Consider the following 15158-nt stretch of genomic DNA (forward strand, 5'->3'; position numbering starts at 1 on the left):
CGCCCTCAATGCACCACGCGATCGAACACGAACTGGCCTTCCCGCACATCGACGGGAATGACGTCCTTCGGCCCGAACCGTCCCGCGAGAATCAGCTTGGCGACCGGATTCTCGATCTCCTGCTGGATCGCGCGCTTCAGCGGACGCGCGCCGAACAGCGGGTCGTACCCGACCTTGCCGATCTGCGCGAGCGCCGCATCCGAGACATCGAGGTCCATATCGAGCTTGGCGAGCCGCTCGTGCAGACGCGCCAGCTGAATCTTCGCGATGGACTCGATGTTCGTGCGATCGAGCGCATGGAACACGACGACATCGTCGATACGGTTCAGGAATTCCGGCCGGAAGTGCAGCTTCACTTCTTCCCACACGGCGTCCTTCACCCTTTCCTGCGGCTCGCCGACCATGCCCTGAATGACCTGCGAGCCGAGGTTCGACGTCATCACGATCACCGTGTTCTTGAAGTCCACGGTGCGGCCTTGACCGTCCGTCATGCGCCCGTCGTCGAGCACTTGCAGCAGCACGTTGAACACGTCCGGATGCGCCTTCTCGATTTCATCGAGCAGAATCACGCTGTACGGCTTGCGGCGCACGGCCTCGGTCAAATAGCCGCCTTCCTCATAACCGACGTATCCCGGCGGCGCGCCGATCAGACGCGCGACGCTGTGCTTCTCCATGAACTCGCTCATGTCGATGCGGATCAGATGATCTTCCGAATCGAACAGGAACGCCGCGAGCGCCTTGCACAGTTCCGTCTTGCCGACGCCCGTCGGCCCGAGGAACAGGAACGAGCCATACGGACGATTCGGATCCGACAGACCCGCACGCGAGCGGCGAATCGCGTCAGCGACCGCGCCGATCGCCTCGTCCTGGCCGATCACGCGCTCATGCAGCTTCGCTTCGATCTGCAGCAGCTTCTCGCGCTCGCCCTGCATCATCCGCGAAACGGGAATGCCGGTGGAACGCGACACGACTTCCGCGATTTCCTCGGCGCCGACCTGCGTGCGCAGAAGACGCGGACGCGTCGGGTTGTTCTGCTCCTGCGATTCGGCCTGCGTCACCTGCTTCAGACGCGCTTCGAGTTCCGGCAGCTTGCCGTACTGCAACTCGGCGACCTTCTCCAGCTTGCCTTCGCGCTGCAGACGCGTGATATCCGCGCGCACTTTCTCGATTTCTTCCTTCAGTTGCGCGCTGCCCTGCACCGCCGCTTTTTCGGCAGTCCAGATTTCCTCGAGATCGGAATACTCGCGATTGAGCCGGTCGATTTCCTCTTCGATGAGTTGCAGACGCTTCTGCGACGCCTCGTCCTTCTCCTTCTTCACGGCCTCGCGCTCGATTTTCAGCTGAATGAGACGACGATCCAGCTTGTCCATCTCTTCGGGCTTCGAATCGATTTCCATCTTGATGCGCGACGCGGCTTCGTCGATCAGATCGATGGCCTTGTCCGGCAAAAAACGGTCCGTGATATAGCGATGCGACAACTCCGCCGCCGCGACGATAGCCGGATCGGTGATCTCGACGCCGTGATGCAGTTCGTACTTTTCCTGCAAGCCGCGCAGAATCGCGATGGTCGCCTCGACCGACGGTTCATCGACGAGCACTTTCTGGAAACGCCGCTCGAGCGCCGCGTCCTTTTCGATGTACTTGCGGTATTCGTCGAGCGTCGTCGCGCCGATGCAATGCAGCTCGCCGCGCGAGAGCGCCGGCTTGAGCATGTTGCCGGCGTCCATCGCGCCTTCGGCCTTGCCCGCGCCGACCATCGTGTGAATCTCGTCGATGAAGACGATGGTTTGCCCTTCGTCCTTCGCGATGTCGTGCAGCACGGCCTTCAGGCGCTCCTCGAACTCGCCGCGATACTTCGCGCCCGCGAGCAGCGCGGCCATGTCGAGCGAGAGCACGCGCTTGCCCTTGAGCGTTTCCGGCACTTCGCCATTGACGATGCGCTGCGCGAGTCCTTCGACGATCGCCGTCTTGCCGACGCCCGGCTCGCCGATCAGCACCGGATTGTTCTTCGTGCGGCGCTGGAGAATCTGGATCGAGCGGCGAATTTCATCGTCCCGGCCGATGACCGGATCGAGCTTGCCCGCGCGGGCGCGTTCGGTCAGATCGACGGTGTATTTCTTGAGCGCCTCGCGCTGGCTTTCCGCGTCCTGGCTATTGACCTGCGCGCCGCCGCGCACGGCGTTGATCGCGGCTTCGAGCGCACGGCGCGTCAGGCCGTGCTGCTTCGCGAGACGGCCGGCTTCGCCACGGTCATCCGCGACGGCGATCAGGAACATCTCGCTCGCGATGTACGTGTCGTTGAGCTTCTGCGCTTCCTTGTCGGCGGCGTTGAGCAGGCCCGCGAGTTCGCGGCTGACTTGAACATTGCCGTCGGTGCCCTGGACTTGCGGCAGACGGTTGATCGCTTCGTTGAGCGCCGTTTGCAGCGCCTGCACCTGCACGCCCGCGTGCGACAGCAGCGAGCGCGCGGAGCCGTCCTGCTGCGCGATGAGCGCGGCAAGCAAATGCACCGGTTCGATGTACTGGTTGTCGCGCCCGACCGCGAGGCTCTGCGCGTCGGACAGCGCTTCCTGAAATTTGGTGGTGAGTTTGTCGATTCTCATTTTTTAAAAGCTCCGATTCTGAATACGACCAAAATGAGGCGCTTTTTGTCACTTTCAAGCATCGTTTGGGCCGGAAAGTGCTCTTTTTGCTCTTCGACAATGGCGGCAGCCAACCGCCCAGGCTCTGAATTGACCTACGGCGTCCGGGTTTCGTTCAACGCGTGCCGGCTGGAATCACGAAGGCGCGCGAAGCGCCCCGGGCGCACCCACCGCAATCGGCGCGATGCTGACGATGCCGAGCAGAGCCGCCAGATCGTTCGCGGGTTGAGCGAGCTCGCCGACCGTGTGCTTGTCGAGTTCGGCGAGAAAGGCGTCGCGCGCGGCTGCCAGCACGCCGCGCAACCGGCAGGCCGGCTGAATGACGCAGCGCGCGTGCGACGAGGCTTGCCGATCCGCCGGCTGATTCACGAGGCAGCCCACGAGCGCGAAATCGCTTTCGGTTCTGCGCACGATGTCGCCGATCGTGAGGTCGTTCGTCCGCGATGAAAGTCTCAGTCCGCCGTTGCGGCCGCGCACGGTCTCGACCCACCCGAGTTCGCCAAGCTGCTGGACGATTTTCATCAGATGGTTCTTCGAAATGCCATATGCATCCGAGATTTCCTGAATCGTCGAAAGGCCGGAAGGTCGAACCGAGAGATAGAGCAGGACGCGCAGCGAATAATCGGTGTAATCGGTGAGTCGCATGATCTCGCGCGGAGAAAGTGGATGCAACAGCGCATCGGGATTTCGACGAAACGCGCGTATCGTCAAGGAGTCCGCGTCAAGACGAGGGACGATGACACGAGCGGACGTGGCTGACTTACCATCGGCGCACCGCTCGCCCGCGTCGTACCAAAATGCACGGAATCCGTACAAGCGTGCTTTTCGTACGGCTTGAGACGCGCGTCGACGAGTCGGCCGCATGGATGCGCCATTTTGCGGCATCTTTACATTCTTCGCCGGAAAATATCTGATCCGCCTTCACTGTTTCAAAGATGACGAACACCGAACACCTTTCCGCCGATGCCCCGCGCGAACGCGCACCCAGCGAAGCCAATGTCCGCGCGCTGGTCGAAGCCTTCTATCGGCGCGTCGATGACGATGCGCTCCTCGGGCCGATCTTTTCGCGCGCGCTCGCCGGCCGCTGGGACGAGCATCTCGCCAAAATGACCACCTTCTGGTCGAGTCTCGTGCTCGGATCGAAGCAATATCGCGGCAACGTGCAGGAAGCGCATCGCCCGATCGACGATATCGAGCCGCAACACTTCGCGCGCTGGCTGTCGCTGTTTCTCAACACGGTCGAGTCGCGCTATGAGCCGGCTGCGGCCGTGCAGTTCATGGAACCCGCGCTGCGCATCGCGCAGAGCTTGCAGTTGAGCAAGTTCGGCTGGGACTACGAGATTCCCGTCGAGCAGCAGGAACTCCTCGCGGCGCTGAAGCGGCAGCGCACGGGCGGCGCGCCCGAGCCGCGCTTCCCCGAGCGTCCCGACGCCGAGCCGTTTCCCGCGAAGTTCATCGGCAAATCGGCCGACGAAAAATGACGCCGGTCAGGTCTGCCAGCGCGCGAGCGCCGTATCGTCGGACTCGCGCGCGTCGACCCAGCGTTCGCCCGCTTCGGTCTTCTCCTTCTTCCAGAACGGCGCCTGCGTCTTGAGATAGTCCATCACGAAGGCGCAGGATTCGAACGCCTCCGCGCGATGCATCGCCGTCGTCGCGACGAGCACGATCTGATCGAGCGGCTTGAGTTTGCCCACGCGATGCACGATCAGCACGTCCGAGCCGCGCCAGCGCTCGCGCGCCTGATCGGCGATCGTTTCGAGCGATTTTTCGGTCATGCCGGGGTAATGCTCGAGTTCCATCGTCTCGACGGCGCTGCCTTCGTTCAGATCGCGCACCGTGCCGACGAAACACGCGACCGCGCCCACTTTCGGATTGTCGGCGCGCAACGCGGCCACTTCCGCGCTGATGTCGAAATCGGCTTCCTGCACGCGGATTTTCGAACGCGTGTTCATCTCAGCCACCCGTCACAGGCGGAAAGAACGCCACTTCGCAACCCTCGGTGATGCGCTGTGACGGATTCGTCATCACGTGATTGCAGGCCATGCGCAATGCACGGCCTTCCGCGAGCGTCTCTTCCCACACGCCGCCGCGCATGCGCAGCCACGCGCGCACGTCGCCGACATTGACCACCGTGTCCGGCACGCTGACCGTCTCGTTCGCGACGCCCAGCGCCTCGCGCACGCTCGCAAAAAATCTCAAATCGATCTTCATTTCTCTACCGCGTCAGTTCTGAAAATGGGATGAAGCGCACGATCTCGCCCGCGCCGATCGCATGATTCGGCGGATTGTCGATGAGACCATCGCCCCAGACGGTCGATGTCAGCACGGCCGAGCTCTGATTCTCGAAGAGATCGAGGCCGCCCGACGCGTTCACGCGCGCGCGCAGGAATTCGTTGCGGCGATCGCCTTTTTTCTGGCTGAAGTCGGCGCGCATCGAATAGACGCGCGGCGCGACGTTCGTCACGCCCGCGAGCCGCAGCAGAAACGGCCGCACGAACAGCAGGAACGTGCAGAAACTCGAAACCGGATTGCCCGGCAAGCCGATGAAAAACGCCTCATCGCGAACCGCGCCGCCGCGCCGCACCGCGCCGAACGCGAGCGGCTTGCCCGGCTTCATCGCGATCTGCCACATCGAAATGCGTCCTTCGGCCTCGACCGCCGGCTTCACATGATCTTCCTCGCCGACCGACACGCCGCCGCACGTCAGGATGAGATCGTGGTCCGCCGCCGCGCGCCGCAAGGTTTCGCGCGTCGCATCGAGCCGGTCCGGCACGATGCCGAGATCCGTCACCTCGCAGCCGAGCTTCGCGAGCAGCGCGCGCAGCGTGAAGCGGTTCGAGTTGTAGATCGCGCCGGGTTCGAGCGGCTCGCCCGGCATGCGCAGTTCGTCGCCGGTGAAGAAGATCGCGACGCGCACGCGCCGCACGACCTCGAGCTGCGCACATCCGACCGACGCCGCGAGCCCGAGCGCCTGCGGCGTCAGGCGCGTGCCTGCGGGCAGGATCACCGAGCCGCGCCGGATATCCGCGCCTTGTTGCGTGATCCACTCGCCCGCCGTGGGCGCCTGCCCGAACGCAACGCGCCCGTCGTCCGACGCTTGTGCCATTTCCTGCATGACGACGGCGTCCGCGCCGGGGGGCACCGTCGCGCCGGTGAAGATGCGCGCGGCCGTACCCGCCGCGAGCGGCCCGGCCGCGTGCCCCGCCGGGATGCGCTGCGACACCCGCAACGTGACCGGCGCGCCTTCGCTCGCGCCAGCGAGATCGGCGATGCGAACCGCGTAGCCATCCATCGAACTGGTGTGCATCGGCGGGACGTCGAGCGGCGAGGTCACGTCGGCGGCGAGCACGCGGTTCAGCGCATCGAGCGTGTCGACGCGCTCGCGGGCGTCGACCTGACGCGCGGCGTCGAGCAGACGGCCGAGCGCGTCGGCGGTGGCGAGCATCGGAGAACGGCTTGAAGCGGCTGGCGTGGATGACATGGCGTTCGGTTGGGACGCGCGCGGCGGCCTGATCGTGAAAGGGACATTGCAATTCCGGTCAACTATTGTAGCGAGAAGGCAGGCGTCGCACCTTCGCCCTCGGGCACGCCGGACATGCGCCGCGACCGATACCGCAATCCATTCGCGCGCCTCAAAGCCGCGGCGGTGCGGTGATACACTCGCAGCACACTTCCCACGTCCATTTCCATGAAATTCTGTTCCCTCTGCGGCCACGAGGTCGGTCTCGCCATTCCGCCCGGCGACAACCGCGAGCGCTTCGTCTGCAACAACTGCGGCACCGTTCACTATCAGAATCCGCGCAACGTCGTGGGCACCGTGCCGGTGTGGGACGACAAGGTGCTGCTGTGCCGTCGCGCGATCGAGCCGCGTTACGGCTACTGGACGCTGCCCGCGGGCTTCATGGAAATGCAGGAAACGACGAGCGAAGGCGCCGCGCGCGAGACGCTCGAGGAAGCGGGCGCGCGCGTGGAGATTCAGAGTCTCTTCACGCTGCTCAACGTGCCGCACGTGCATCAGGTGCATCTGTTCTATCTGGCGCGGCTGCTCGATATCGAAGTCGATCCCGGCGAGGAGAGTCTGGAAGTGAAGCTCTTCGAGGAAAGCGAGATTCCGTGGGACGAGATCGCCTTTCCGACGGTCGGACAGACGCTGCGATTCTTCTTCGCCGATCGCGCCGCCGGCAACTTCACGCTGCATACGGGCGACATCTTCCGCACGCTGCGCGACGGCTGATTCCGCCGCTGTCCGACGAATCTCACTGAACGCCGCCCTCCCGAGAACATGGTTCCCTGGCTCGCCGACGACGATCCCTTCCCGCCCGTCGAGCGCGCGCTCGGCGCGGCGAGCGGCGCGCCGGGCCTGCTCGCCGCGAGCGCCGATCTTCTGCCGTCGCGGCTCATCGATGCTTACGGGCGCGGCATCTTCCCGTGGTATTCCGACGGCCAGCCCGTGCTGTGGTGGAGTCCCGATCCGCGCATGGTGCTGTTTCCGGCCGAGTTCAAGGTGTCGGATTCGCTGCGCAAGACCTTGAAGCGCGTGGTGCGCGATCCGGTCTGGGAGATCCGCGTCGACGACGATTTTCCCGCCGTGATGCGCGCCTGCGCCGACACGCCACGCGACGGCCAGCGCGGAACGTGGATCACGTCGGATATCGTGGATGCCTACACGACCTTGCATCGCGCAGGCAACGCGCACAGCGTCGAGACGTGGTTCGACGGCGTGCGCGTGGGCGGACTCTACGGCGTGTCGTTCGGGCGCATGTTCTTCGGCGAGTCGATGTTCGCGCACAAGACCGACGCGTCGAAAATCGCGCTTGCGGCGCTCGTCGGACACTTGCGCCGCAATCAAATTGAGATGATAGACTGCCAGCAGAACACGTCGCATCTGGCGTCGCTGGGCGGCCGCGAGATCGCGCGCCGCGCGTTCGTCGCGCATCTGAGACGGGCGACGGTGGAACCGGCGATCGGCTGGCGCTTCGACAAATCCGTCCTTCTCGACGTGCTGGCACGCTAAACGCTACACGCGTGATGCCCGAGCGACACATGCAATGCAGCCGCCGCGCGCCTGAAGACGATCTCGCGCGCCGGCCGGCAACGACGAGACGACGCCTGCGAGAGCCGCCAACGTGACACATCCGAACGAGCTGCCGCTGTCACCGCTTTCCGCGCTGCAATTCTATGCAACAGCGCCCTACCCTTGCAGTTATCTGGAAGGGCGTGTTGCACGCTCGCAGGTGGCCACGCCGAGCCATCTGATCAACTCCGACGTCTACACCGAACTCGTCAAGGCCGGCTTCCGGCGCTCGGGCGTCTTCACGTATCGACCGTATTGCGACGGCTGCCGCGCCTGCGTGCCGGTGCGCGTGCCGGTCGCGCGCTTCGTGCCGAACCGGGCGCAGCGGCGCGTCTGGAAGCTGCACGGCAATCTGATCGCGAGCGTCGCGCCGCTGCATTACGACGAAGAGCATTACGCGCTTTACATGCGCTATCAGTCGGCGCGTCACGCGGGCGGCGGCATGGACCGCGACAGCCGCGATCAGTACGAGCAGTTCCTGCTGCAAAGCCGGATCAATTCGCGGCTCGTCGAGTTTCGCGAACCCGCGCATCCGGGACATCCGGACGAGCCCGGCGAACTGCGCATGATCAGCATGATCGACATACTCGGCGACGGCTTGTCGTCCGTGTACACGTTCTTCGAACCCGATCTGCCGAAGACGAGCTACGGCACCTTCAACATCCTCTGGCAGATCGAGCAGGCGAAGAGTCTCGACTTGCCGCACGTCTACCTCGGCTACTGGATCCGCGAAAGCGAAAAAATGGCGTACAAGGCCAATTTCCGGCCGCTGGAAGGTCTGATCGACGGCCGCTGGACGCTGCTCGATCCCGCGAACACGCACTCCGCGGGCGCGCTGCCGATGCCCGGGCGCTTCAACGGCCCGAGCCAGCCGAAATAGCCGCCGAAGTCCCGCACGCCCGGACCGGCACGCCGTCCGAAACGGCTAAAATAGCGGTCTTAAAAAAATTCGCCGTCGCCGGCTTTCATTTCGTGTTCAGTTCCCTCTATCCGATCGCGCGTTCGCATCTCTTCAAGATGGACGCGGAAGACGCTCATCATCTGACGCTGCGCATGCTCGGCGCGGCTGGCCGCACCGGGCTCGCCGGCATGCTCGCCAAGCGCGGCCCCGATTCGCCCCGCACCGTCATGGGCATCACGTTCCGCAATCCGGTCGGACTCGCGGCGGGGCTCGACAAAGACGGCGCGTGCATCGACGGGCTCGCGGCGCTCGGCTTCGGCTTCATCGAAGTGGGCACCGTGACGCCGCGCGCGCAACCGGGCAATCCGCGCCCGCGCATCTTCCGGCTGCCCGAGGCGAACGCGCTCATCAACCGGATGGGCTTCAACAATCGCGGCGTCGATCAGTTCGTCGCGAACGTCAAGGCCGCGCATTATCGCGGCGTGCTGGGACTGAACATCGGCAAGAACGCCGATACGCCGATCGAACGCGCCGCCGAGGACTATCTGTATTGCCTCGAGCGCGTCTATCCGTTCGCGAGCTATGTGACGATCAACATTTCGTCGCCGAACACGAAGAATCTGCGGCAGCTCCAGGGCGCGGGCGAACTCGATTCGCTGCTCGGCGCGCTCAAGGAAAAGCAGGCGCGGCTGTCCGATCTGCATGGCAAGCTCGTGCCGCTCGCGCTGAAGATCGCACCCGATCTCGACGACGAGCAGATCAAGTCGATCGCGGGCACGTTGCTGGCTCACAAGATCGACGGCGTGATCGCGACCAACACCACGCTTTCCCGCACCGCCGTGACCGGCATGAAGCACGGCGACGAAGCGGGCGGCCTGTCCGGGCGTCCGGTCTTCGACGCGTCGAACGAGGTCATCCGCAAGCTGCGCGCGGAGGTCGGGACCGACGTGCCGATCATCGGCGTAGGCGGAATTTTCTCGGGCGACGACGCGCGCGCGAAGCTCGCGGCGGGCGCGTCGCTGGTGCAGATTTATACGGGGCTGATCTATCGCGGTCCCGCGCTCGTGAAAGAGTGCGTCGAAGCGCTCGCGTGACGCCCCAATCCGGCATATAGACATAAGCAAACGATATTACGCAGCGATTGCGTTTTCACTATGATCGCCGCATCGAAAAAAAGACGCTGTGCCCATCAAGAGGAAAACAACACGATGAAACTGTCCACGCTCAAGAAGCTCGTCGCCGCCAGCCTGATCGGCGCGGCATTCACGGCCGTCACGACCGCCGCCCACGCCGAAGATCTGCTCGATCAGGTCAAGCAGCGCGGCACGCTGCGCGTCGGTCTCGAAGGAACCTTCCCGCCGTTCAACTCGAAAGCGCCGAACGGTGAACTGGTCGGCTTCGACGTCGATATCGCCAAGGCCGTCGCGGCCAAGCTCGGCGTGAAGCCCGAGTTCGTCACGACCGAATGGAGCGGCATCATCGCGGGCCTGCAGGCGGGCAAGTTCGACGTGATCGTCAACCAGGTCGGCATCACCGATGCGCGCAAGCAGACGCTCGATTTCTCGCCCGCCTACACGTACTCGAACGCGCAACTGATCCAGCGCAGCGACGACAAGCGCGAGTTCAAGTCGCTCGAAGAACTGAAGGGCAAGAAGCTCGGCGTCGGCCTCGGCACGAACTATATGGACATGGCGAAGTCGGTGCCGGGCATCGACGTGAAGACGTATCCGGGCGCGCCCGAGTACCTGCGTGATCTCGCCGCCGGGCGTCTGGACGCCGCGCTCAACGACCGCCTGATGCTCGCGTACTTGCTGAAGAATTCGCAATTGCCGCTGCGCACCGGCGCGAATGTCGGCGCGGGCAATCCGTCCGGCATTCCGTTCAAGAAGGGCAATCCGAAGTTCGCCAAGGCGATCGACGACGCCATGACCCAGCTCGAAGCCGATGGCACGTTCTCGAAGATTTCGGACAAGTGGTTCGGCATCGACGTGACGAAGCCGGCGAAATAAGACGCGCCGTTTCGGGCGTCGCGAGGGCGGCATCGTAACGGTGCCGCCCTTCTCTTTTGCCGGCTCGGTTTAATATGTGCCGGTTTGTTTCACTTCAGCACCGTTTCAGTCAACGCGTCTCTTAAATGTCCACGACATCCCTGCTCGTTCAATCGGCGCCCGTGCTGGCGCAAGGCGCGCTGCTGACGATCAAGTTCGCGCTCTACTCGATGTTCTTCGGCCTCATCGCGGCCGTCGTACTGGCGTTGATGGGCATCAGCCAGAACCGCGCGCTCGTCGCGATCGGACGCTGCTATGTCAGCGTGATGCGCGGCACGCCGCTGCTCGTGCAGATCTTCGTCATCTACTACGGCCTGCCGAGCCTCGGCATCTCCCTCGAACCGACGCCCGCGGGCGTGATCGCGCTGTCGGCGAACGTGGCCGCGTATCTGTCGGAAAGCATGCGCGGCGCGATTCTCGGCATCCACGCCGGGCAGTGGCTCGCGTCCTATAGCCTCGGACTGTCGCGCGCGCAGACGCTGCGTTACGTGATCGGGCCGCAGGCACTGCGCATCGCGGTGCCGAGCCTGTCGAACAGTCTCATCAGTCTGATCAAGGACACATCGCTCGTGTCGGTCATCACCGTGACCGAACTGTTGCGCAGCGCGCAGGAAGTGATCGCGGCGACCTATCAGCCGTTGCCGCTTTATCTCGCGGCGGCGTTCGTCTACTGGATTCTTTGCAGCGTGCTCGAATTCGTGCAGCGGATTTTCGAGCGGCGTCTCGCGCTGCCGGGGCGGCACTGATCGCAAACAGGCCGCTGAAAAGCGGCTTTTTCGCATTAGTCGGTTTCGAACGGAAACCTGAGATTCAAATCGCGCCGCGCGGCGTCGATGATCGCGATCATCCGCATCGACGTTGCGTGCGGCATGACCGGGCTCTCGGTTTCGCCGGCGCGCAGCAGCTCGCAGAAATGCGCGGTTTCGTAGTTGAGGCCGCCGCCCGAGAACGGCTCGTCGAGTTCGGCCTTTCTTCCGTCCGTATAAGCGATCGTCGCGCGCGATGGATTCCACCAGTTCTCGTGGATCGTCACCGTGCCGAGCGTGCCGCCGATGAGCGCATCGCCGCGGCCTTGCAGATCGAGTCCGCAGAACAGTTGCGCGATGCCGCGTTCGTGGCGCACGTTCAGGCTCGCGAAGACGTCGACGCCGGTCGCGCCGAGCCGTCCGATGGTCTGCACGTCGAGCGCCTCGCCGAGCCAGTCGACCGCGAGAAACGCCTCGTAAATGCCGATATCGAGCAGCGCGCCGCCGCCCGCGTCCAGCGAGAACGACGGATGATCGAGCGGCACGTTCGCCATCGAGCAGCCGGCCCGAACGAGACCGATTTCACCGATCGGATCGCTCTGCAAATGCTCGCGCAAGCGGCGATACAGCGGATAGAACGGCGGCTTCATCGCTTCCATGAACAACACGTTCGCCGCGCGCGCCGCGTCGATCATGCGTTGCAGCTCGCGCGCATTCACGGCCGCGGGCTTTTCGCACAGCACGGGCTTGCCCGCCGCGAACGCGCGCAACGCGTACCCCGGATGGCTGTCCTGCAAGGTCGCGATGTAGAGCGCGTCGATGTTGGCGAGCAGCGCGTCGAAATCGGTGAATGCGCGGGCATCGAATGCATCGGCCAATGCGCGCGCCGGTTCTTCGCGGCGCGACCACACGCCCGAGAGCCGCGCGCCTTCGACGTGCGTGAGACTGTCGGCGAAGCGCCGCGCGATGCGTCCCGCGCCGACGATGCCCCAGCGGATCGTCTTTTCATCGATATTCGTATTGCTCAAGCCTGCCTCCGTGCGCCAGATTCGTCGTGCGACGCATTGTGCCTGATTGCGTCGCATGACGACTGCGCGCGGCGGGCTCAGACGGCAAAAAGCCGGGACATGTCCCGGCTCGATACATTCGATCGTCCGATGCGTTCGAGGACGCGCTACGCACCCGCGGACGCGTTCACGTTCGGCGACGCAGGCTGACTGTTCACGCGCTCCAGCGAGAACGCGCGCCCGACTTCTTCCGCGGCCAGGTCGACGAGCGCGCGCGTCGCGGCTTCGGCGGCGGCGGGATCTTTCGCCTCGATCGCCTCGACGACGCTCTTCTGCGCCGCGAGCGTCGCTTCGCGCACGGACTCGATGCCGTCGACGATCGGATTGACCGTCACCAGCGCGCCGCGCACGATCGCCGTCATCTGACGAAAGAACTGGTTGCCGCTCGCCGCGACGATGCGCGTATGCAGCACTTCGTCAGCCGCCTGATATTCCGGCTCGCCGACCTGCAGACGCGACAGCGTGTCGAATGCATCGCGAATCCCGGCGATTTCGTCGGGCGTCGCGCGCGCGGCGGCGAGCGCTGCGGCGCGCGGCTCGATCAGCATGCGGAATTCGATTACATCGCGTAAAAACGTCTGATCCGGCTTGGCGCGAAAACGCCAGCTCACCACGTCCTCGTCGATGAGACGCCAGTCGCTCATCGGACGAATGCGCGTGCCGGTTTTCGGCCGCACATCCAGCATGTGCCGCGCGAGCAGCATCGAGAGCGCCTCGCGCATGACGGTGCGGCTCACGTCGAACTCCTTCGAGAGGATGTCCTGCGGTGGCAGTATCGCGCCATATTTTTGCTCGACGATCCCTGAGACGAGTCCGTCCATGACCTTCGCCACCAGCGATCGCTCTTTGTTGTCATCCATCTCGCTTCTCCCCTTCTCGCCTGTTCCGTAGCCGTGTGTATGAGCGCATCGCTTTCGCTTCCCGGGCTGCGAAAGGCACGACGGGTTCCCGACAGGTCCATTCGTCGTGCTTGATACGTTGCGTCTTCGTTGCTTCGAATGCCAGTTGGGAATTTCCTGACAGGGTAATCCCTCTGGCTTCGACGTCACTGTTTCGTTTTTTACTTCTTACCGCTTCACGTGCATCTCTTGCGCTCGCGCCGCGCGCGCGCAGGCATTCATCAGGGAAACTGAAGAATGGCTGCGTCGCGTCGCGGCGTGTGCGTTCTTTCGCGGCCCGCTGTTGCCATCGGACCGATCATGCACCCATTTGAGCAAGCATCTCGTAGGCTTTCTGTGCGAACGCGAACGGAAGCCGGCTCGCTTTTGCCTTTTGTATGATCGGATGGTTTGGACGAAAGTACCGTGGCGCGGTGCAAGCGGGGCGATTTGTCAGCCCTATGCTTAAATCGCGCCATCTGTCGTTCGGGGTGTGCGCGCGTCGAGATCGATCTGCCGGCGCTTCAGTGCTTCGCGCTCCGTAAGCGCTTGCTGATACACCGCGAGGTACTCGTCGCAGACTCTTTCGACGGAAAGCTGGTGCAGGCCGTGACGCGCGCGCGCCGCCAGTTGCCCACGCGCCTGCCGGTCGAGCAGAAGCCAGCGCAGTTTTGCCGCTGCCTGCCCGATGTCGCCGGCGGGCACGAGCAGACCCGCAGCGCCGTCGTCGAGCATTTCGGGGATACCGCCCACGCGCGTCGCGACGATCGCGCAGCCGGCCTCGCGCGCCTCCGCGATCACGAGCGGACTCGGGTCCTGGCGCGAGAGCAGCGCGAATACATCGGCGCTCGCGAAATACGGCCGCGTATCGGCGACGAAACCCGTGAAGTGCGCGTTCTCCGCGATGCCGAGCTCGGCTGCCAGCGCTTCCATCGATCCGCGATCGGGGCCTTCGCCGACGAGATACAGATGCGGCTCCGCCATGAATTCGCGCTCGCTCGCGGACTGCTCGCGCACCTGCGCGAACGCCTGCAGAAGATCCGCAATCCCTTTCCTGCGATACATCCCCGCCACGCAGACGATATTCGGATGCTTGAGCCGCACCGGCTTCGCGGGCGGCCGCGTGATGAGCCGCGGCGCGCCGACGGCGCCGTTGAGCACGGTCGACAACCGCGCCGGCCCGATGCCGCGCGCCTCCAGATCGAGCGCCAGCGCGCGGCTCACGGCCACCATGCGATCGCCCGCGCGCACCAGCGCCGCGCTTTTCTGCAGTTCGTGATGCACCGTGGTGACGAGCGCGAAGCGCCGCCGCATGCTGCCGAAACGCGAAATGAGCGCGCCGGTCATCATGTGCGCGTGCACGATGTCGGGATCGAAACGATCGATGAGGCGATTGAATCCCGCGATCATCGACGGCACGCGCCACGGTTGCCGCGACTGCTGCAGCGAAACATGCGTGATGCCGTGGCGACGCAAAAGCGGCTCGAAGCCGCCGCCCGACGATGCGACCACGACGTCCTGCCCCATGCGCGCCTGCATGCAGGCGAGATCGACCATCATGTTGACGGTGCCGTTGCCGATCGTCTGCGCGTGATTGGCGAGATGGACTATTCGCATGAGATAGGCTGTTTGTGCGCTCGCCGGCCCATGCCGGCGGCGTCGATCTTATTGTTTCGAGGACGCGTCTCGAAGCGGCCTGCGCCGCGCCGATCGCGTTGTTATCGCGTTGTTATCGCTTTGTTATTGCCTCGATGCCCGGACGGTCCACGCCTTCGATGCTGCTGACTGCCGCGTTGGTTCTT

General features: G+C 64.3%; 15 protein-coding genes. 7 read left to right on the plus strand and 8 right to left on the minus strand.

The window, feature by feature from the left end; translation table 11 throughout:
- Positions 1 to 5: 5 nt before the first annotated feature.
- Together clpB and NCS00_RS08240 are read right to left on the minus strand one after the other, a co-directional pair.
- Positions 6 to 2603, minus strand: a complete 2598-nt coding sequence (clpB, locus tag NCS00_RS08235) for an ATP-dependent chaperone ClpB (RefSeq protein WP_008349306.1) — start codon at positions 2601 to 2603, stop codon at positions 6 to 8.
- 174 nt (positions 2604 to 2777) lie between these two features.
- Complete coding sequence (locus tag NCS00_RS08240; protein ID WP_250439840.1) at positions 2778 to 3287, minus strand: Rrf2 family transcriptional regulator; 510 nt, start codon at positions 3285 to 3287, stop codon at positions 2778 to 2780.
- 290 nt (positions 3288 to 3577) lie between these two features.
- Between NCS00_RS08240 and NCS00_RS08245 the strand changes: the two genes are divergently transcribed.
- The gene (locus NCS00_RS08245) at positions 3578 to 4123 is read left to right on the plus strand and encodes a group III truncated hemoglobin (RefSeq protein ID WP_034473178.1); all 546 of its coding nucleotides are present in this window, start codon (positions 3578 to 3580) and stop codon (positions 4121 to 4123) included.
- Between the two features lie 6 nt (positions 4124 to 4129).
- On the opposite strand, the gene moaE is transcribed toward NCS00_RS08245, so the two are convergent.
- Genes moaE through NCS00_RS08260 form a run of 3 tightly spaced genes read right to left on the minus strand, consistent with a single transcriptional unit; the run spans position 4130 to position 6087 of the window.
- Positions 4130 to 4594, minus strand: a complete 465-nt coding sequence (gene moaE, locus NCS00_RS08250) for a molybdopterin synthase catalytic subunit MoaE (RefSeq protein ID WP_008349299.1) — start codon at positions 4592 to 4594, stop codon at positions 4130 to 4132.
- Between the two features lies 1 nt (position 4595).
- Complete coding sequence (moaD, locus tag NCS00_RS08255) at positions 4596 to 4853, minus strand: molybdopterin converting factor subunit 1 (RefSeq protein WP_008349297.1); 258 nt, start codon at positions 4851 to 4853, stop codon at positions 4596 to 4598.
- A gap of 4 nt (positions 4854 to 4857) precedes the next feature.
- Positions 4858 to 6087 (minus strand): molybdopterin molybdotransferase MoeA, encoded by a 1230-nt coding sequence (locus NCS00_RS08260; protein WP_350029356.1) that lies wholly within the window; start codon positions 6085 to 6087, stop codon positions 4858 to 4860.
- 243 nt (positions 6088 to 6330) lie between these two features.
- Here NCS00_RS08260 and NCS00_RS08265 point away from each other — a divergent pair, with 243 nt between their 5' ends.
- The 6 genes from NCS00_RS08265 to NCS00_RS08290 all read left to right on the plus strand — a co-directional run bounded on the left by NCS00_RS08265 (position 6331) and on the right by NCS00_RS08290 (position 11411).
- A complete protein-coding gene (locus NCS00_RS08265) occupies positions 6331 to 6876 on the plus strand; it encodes an NUDIX hydrolase (protein ID WP_008349294.1) in 546 nt (181 codons plus the stop codon).
- A gap of 48 nt (positions 6877 to 6924) precedes the next feature.
- The gene (gene aat, locus NCS00_RS08270) at positions 6925 to 7656 is read left to right on the plus strand and encodes a leucyl/phenylalanyl-tRNA--protein transferase (protein ID WP_250439843.1); all 732 of its coding nucleotides are present in this window, start codon (positions 6925 to 6927) and stop codon (positions 7654 to 7656) included.
- 112 nt (positions 7657 to 7768) lie between these two features.
- Positions 7769 to 8596 carry an arginyltransferase gene (locus tag NCS00_RS08275; protein WP_250439844.1) on the plus strand — a complete coding sequence of 276 codons (828 nt, stop codon included), beginning with the start codon at positions 7769 to 7771 and terminating at the stop codon, positions 8594 to 8596.
- Positions 8597 to 8688: 92 nt separating this feature from the next.
- Positions 8689 to 9711, plus strand: coding sequence for a quinone-dependent dihydroorotate dehydrogenase (locus NCS00_RS08280; RefSeq protein ID WP_008349289.1), 1023 nt, complete (start codon positions 8689 to 8691; stop codon positions 9709 to 9711).
- A gap of 114 nt (positions 9712 to 9825) precedes the next feature.
- A complete protein-coding gene (locus NCS00_RS08285) occupies positions 9826 to 10626 on the plus strand; it encodes a cystine ABC transporter substrate-binding protein (RefSeq protein ID WP_008349288.1) in 801 nt (266 codons plus the stop codon).
- Positions 10627 to 10751: 125 nt separating this feature from the next.
- Positions 10752 to 11411, plus strand: a complete 660-nt coding sequence (locus NCS00_RS08290; RefSeq protein ID WP_034473185.1) for an amino acid ABC transporter permease — start codon at positions 10752 to 10754, stop codon at positions 11409 to 11411.
- 35 nt (positions 11412 to 11446) lie between these two features.
- On the opposite strand, the gene NCS00_RS08295 is transcribed toward NCS00_RS08290, so the two are convergent.
- The 3 genes from NCS00_RS08295 to NCS00_RS08305 form a co-directional block, all read right to left on the minus strand.
- On the minus strand, positions 11447 to 12439 hold the full coding sequence (locus NCS00_RS08295) for a Gfo/Idh/MocA family protein (RefSeq protein WP_250439845.1): 993 nt from the start codon (positions 12437 to 12439) through the stop codon (positions 11447 to 11449).
- Positions 12440 to 12585: 146 nt separating this feature from the next.
- Entirely contained in the window at positions 12586 to 13338 is a 753-nt protein-coding gene (locus NCS00_RS08300) for a FadR/GntR family transcriptional regulator (RefSeq protein WP_008349281.1), read from the minus strand.
- Positions 13339 to 13821: 483 nt separating this feature from the next.
- Complete coding sequence (locus tag NCS00_RS08305) at positions 13822 to 14973, minus strand: glycosyltransferase family 4 protein (RefSeq protein ID WP_008349279.1); 1152 nt, start codon at positions 14971 to 14973, stop codon at positions 13822 to 13824.
- Between the last annotated feature and the right edge of the window lie 185 nt (positions 14974 to 15158).

The sequence above is a fragment of the Caballeronia sp. AZ1_KS37 genome (genome assembly GCF_023631165.1).
GTDB classification, from domain to species: Bacteria; Pseudomonadota; Gammaproteobacteria; order Burkholderiales; family Burkholderiaceae; genus Caballeronia; species Caballeronia zhejiangensis.

Excerpts from the sequence above, each read along its gene's own strand:
- NCS00_RS08290 (WP_034473185.1), top strand. The coding sequence starts at position 10,752 with ATGTCCACGACATCCCTGCTCGTTCAATCGGCGCCCGTGCTGGCGCAA.
- NCS00_RS08265 (WP_008349294.1), top strand. The coding sequence starts at position 6,331 with ATGAAATTCTGTTCCCTCTGCGGCCACGAGGTCGGTCTCGCCATTCCG.
- NCS00_RS08305 (WP_008349279.1), bottom strand. The coding sequence starts at position 14,973 with ATGCGAATAGTCCATCTCGCCAATCACGCGCAGACGATCGGCAACGGC.
- NCS00_RS08260 (WP_350029356.1), bottom strand. The coding sequence starts at position 6,087 with ATGCTCGCCACCGCCGACGCGCTCGGCCGTCTGCTCGACGCCGCGCGT.
- NCS00_RS08240 (WP_250439840.1), bottom strand. The coding sequence starts at position 3,287 with ATGCGACTCACCGATTACACCGATTATTCGCTGCGCGTCCTGCTCTAT.
- clpB (WP_008349306.1), bottom strand. The coding sequence starts at position 2,603 with ATGAGAATCGACAAACTCACCACCAAATTTCAGGAAGCGCTGTCCGAC.
- NCS00_RS08300 (WP_008349281.1), bottom strand. The coding sequence starts at position 13,338 with ATGGATGACAACAAAGAGCGATCGCTGGTGGCGAAGGTCATGGACGGA.
- NCS00_RS08285 (WP_008349288.1), top strand. The coding sequence starts at position 9,826 with ATGAAACTGTCCACGCTCAAGAAGCTCGTCGCCGCCAGCCTGATCGGC.
- moaE (WP_008349299.1), bottom strand. The coding sequence starts at position 4,594 with ATGAACACGCGTTCGAAAATCCGCGTGCAGGAAGCCGATTTCGACATC.
- moaD (WP_008349297.1), bottom strand. The coding sequence starts at position 4,853 with ATGAAGATCGATTTGAGATTTTTTGCGAGCGTGCGCGAGGCGCTGGGC.
- aat (WP_250439843.1), top strand. The coding sequence starts at position 6,925 with ATGGTTCCCTGGCTCGCCGACGACGATCCCTTCCCGCCCGTCGAGCGC.
- NCS00_RS08245 (WP_034473178.1), top strand. The coding sequence starts at position 3,578 with ATGACGAACACCGAACACCTTTCCGCCGATGCCCCGCGCGAACGCGCA.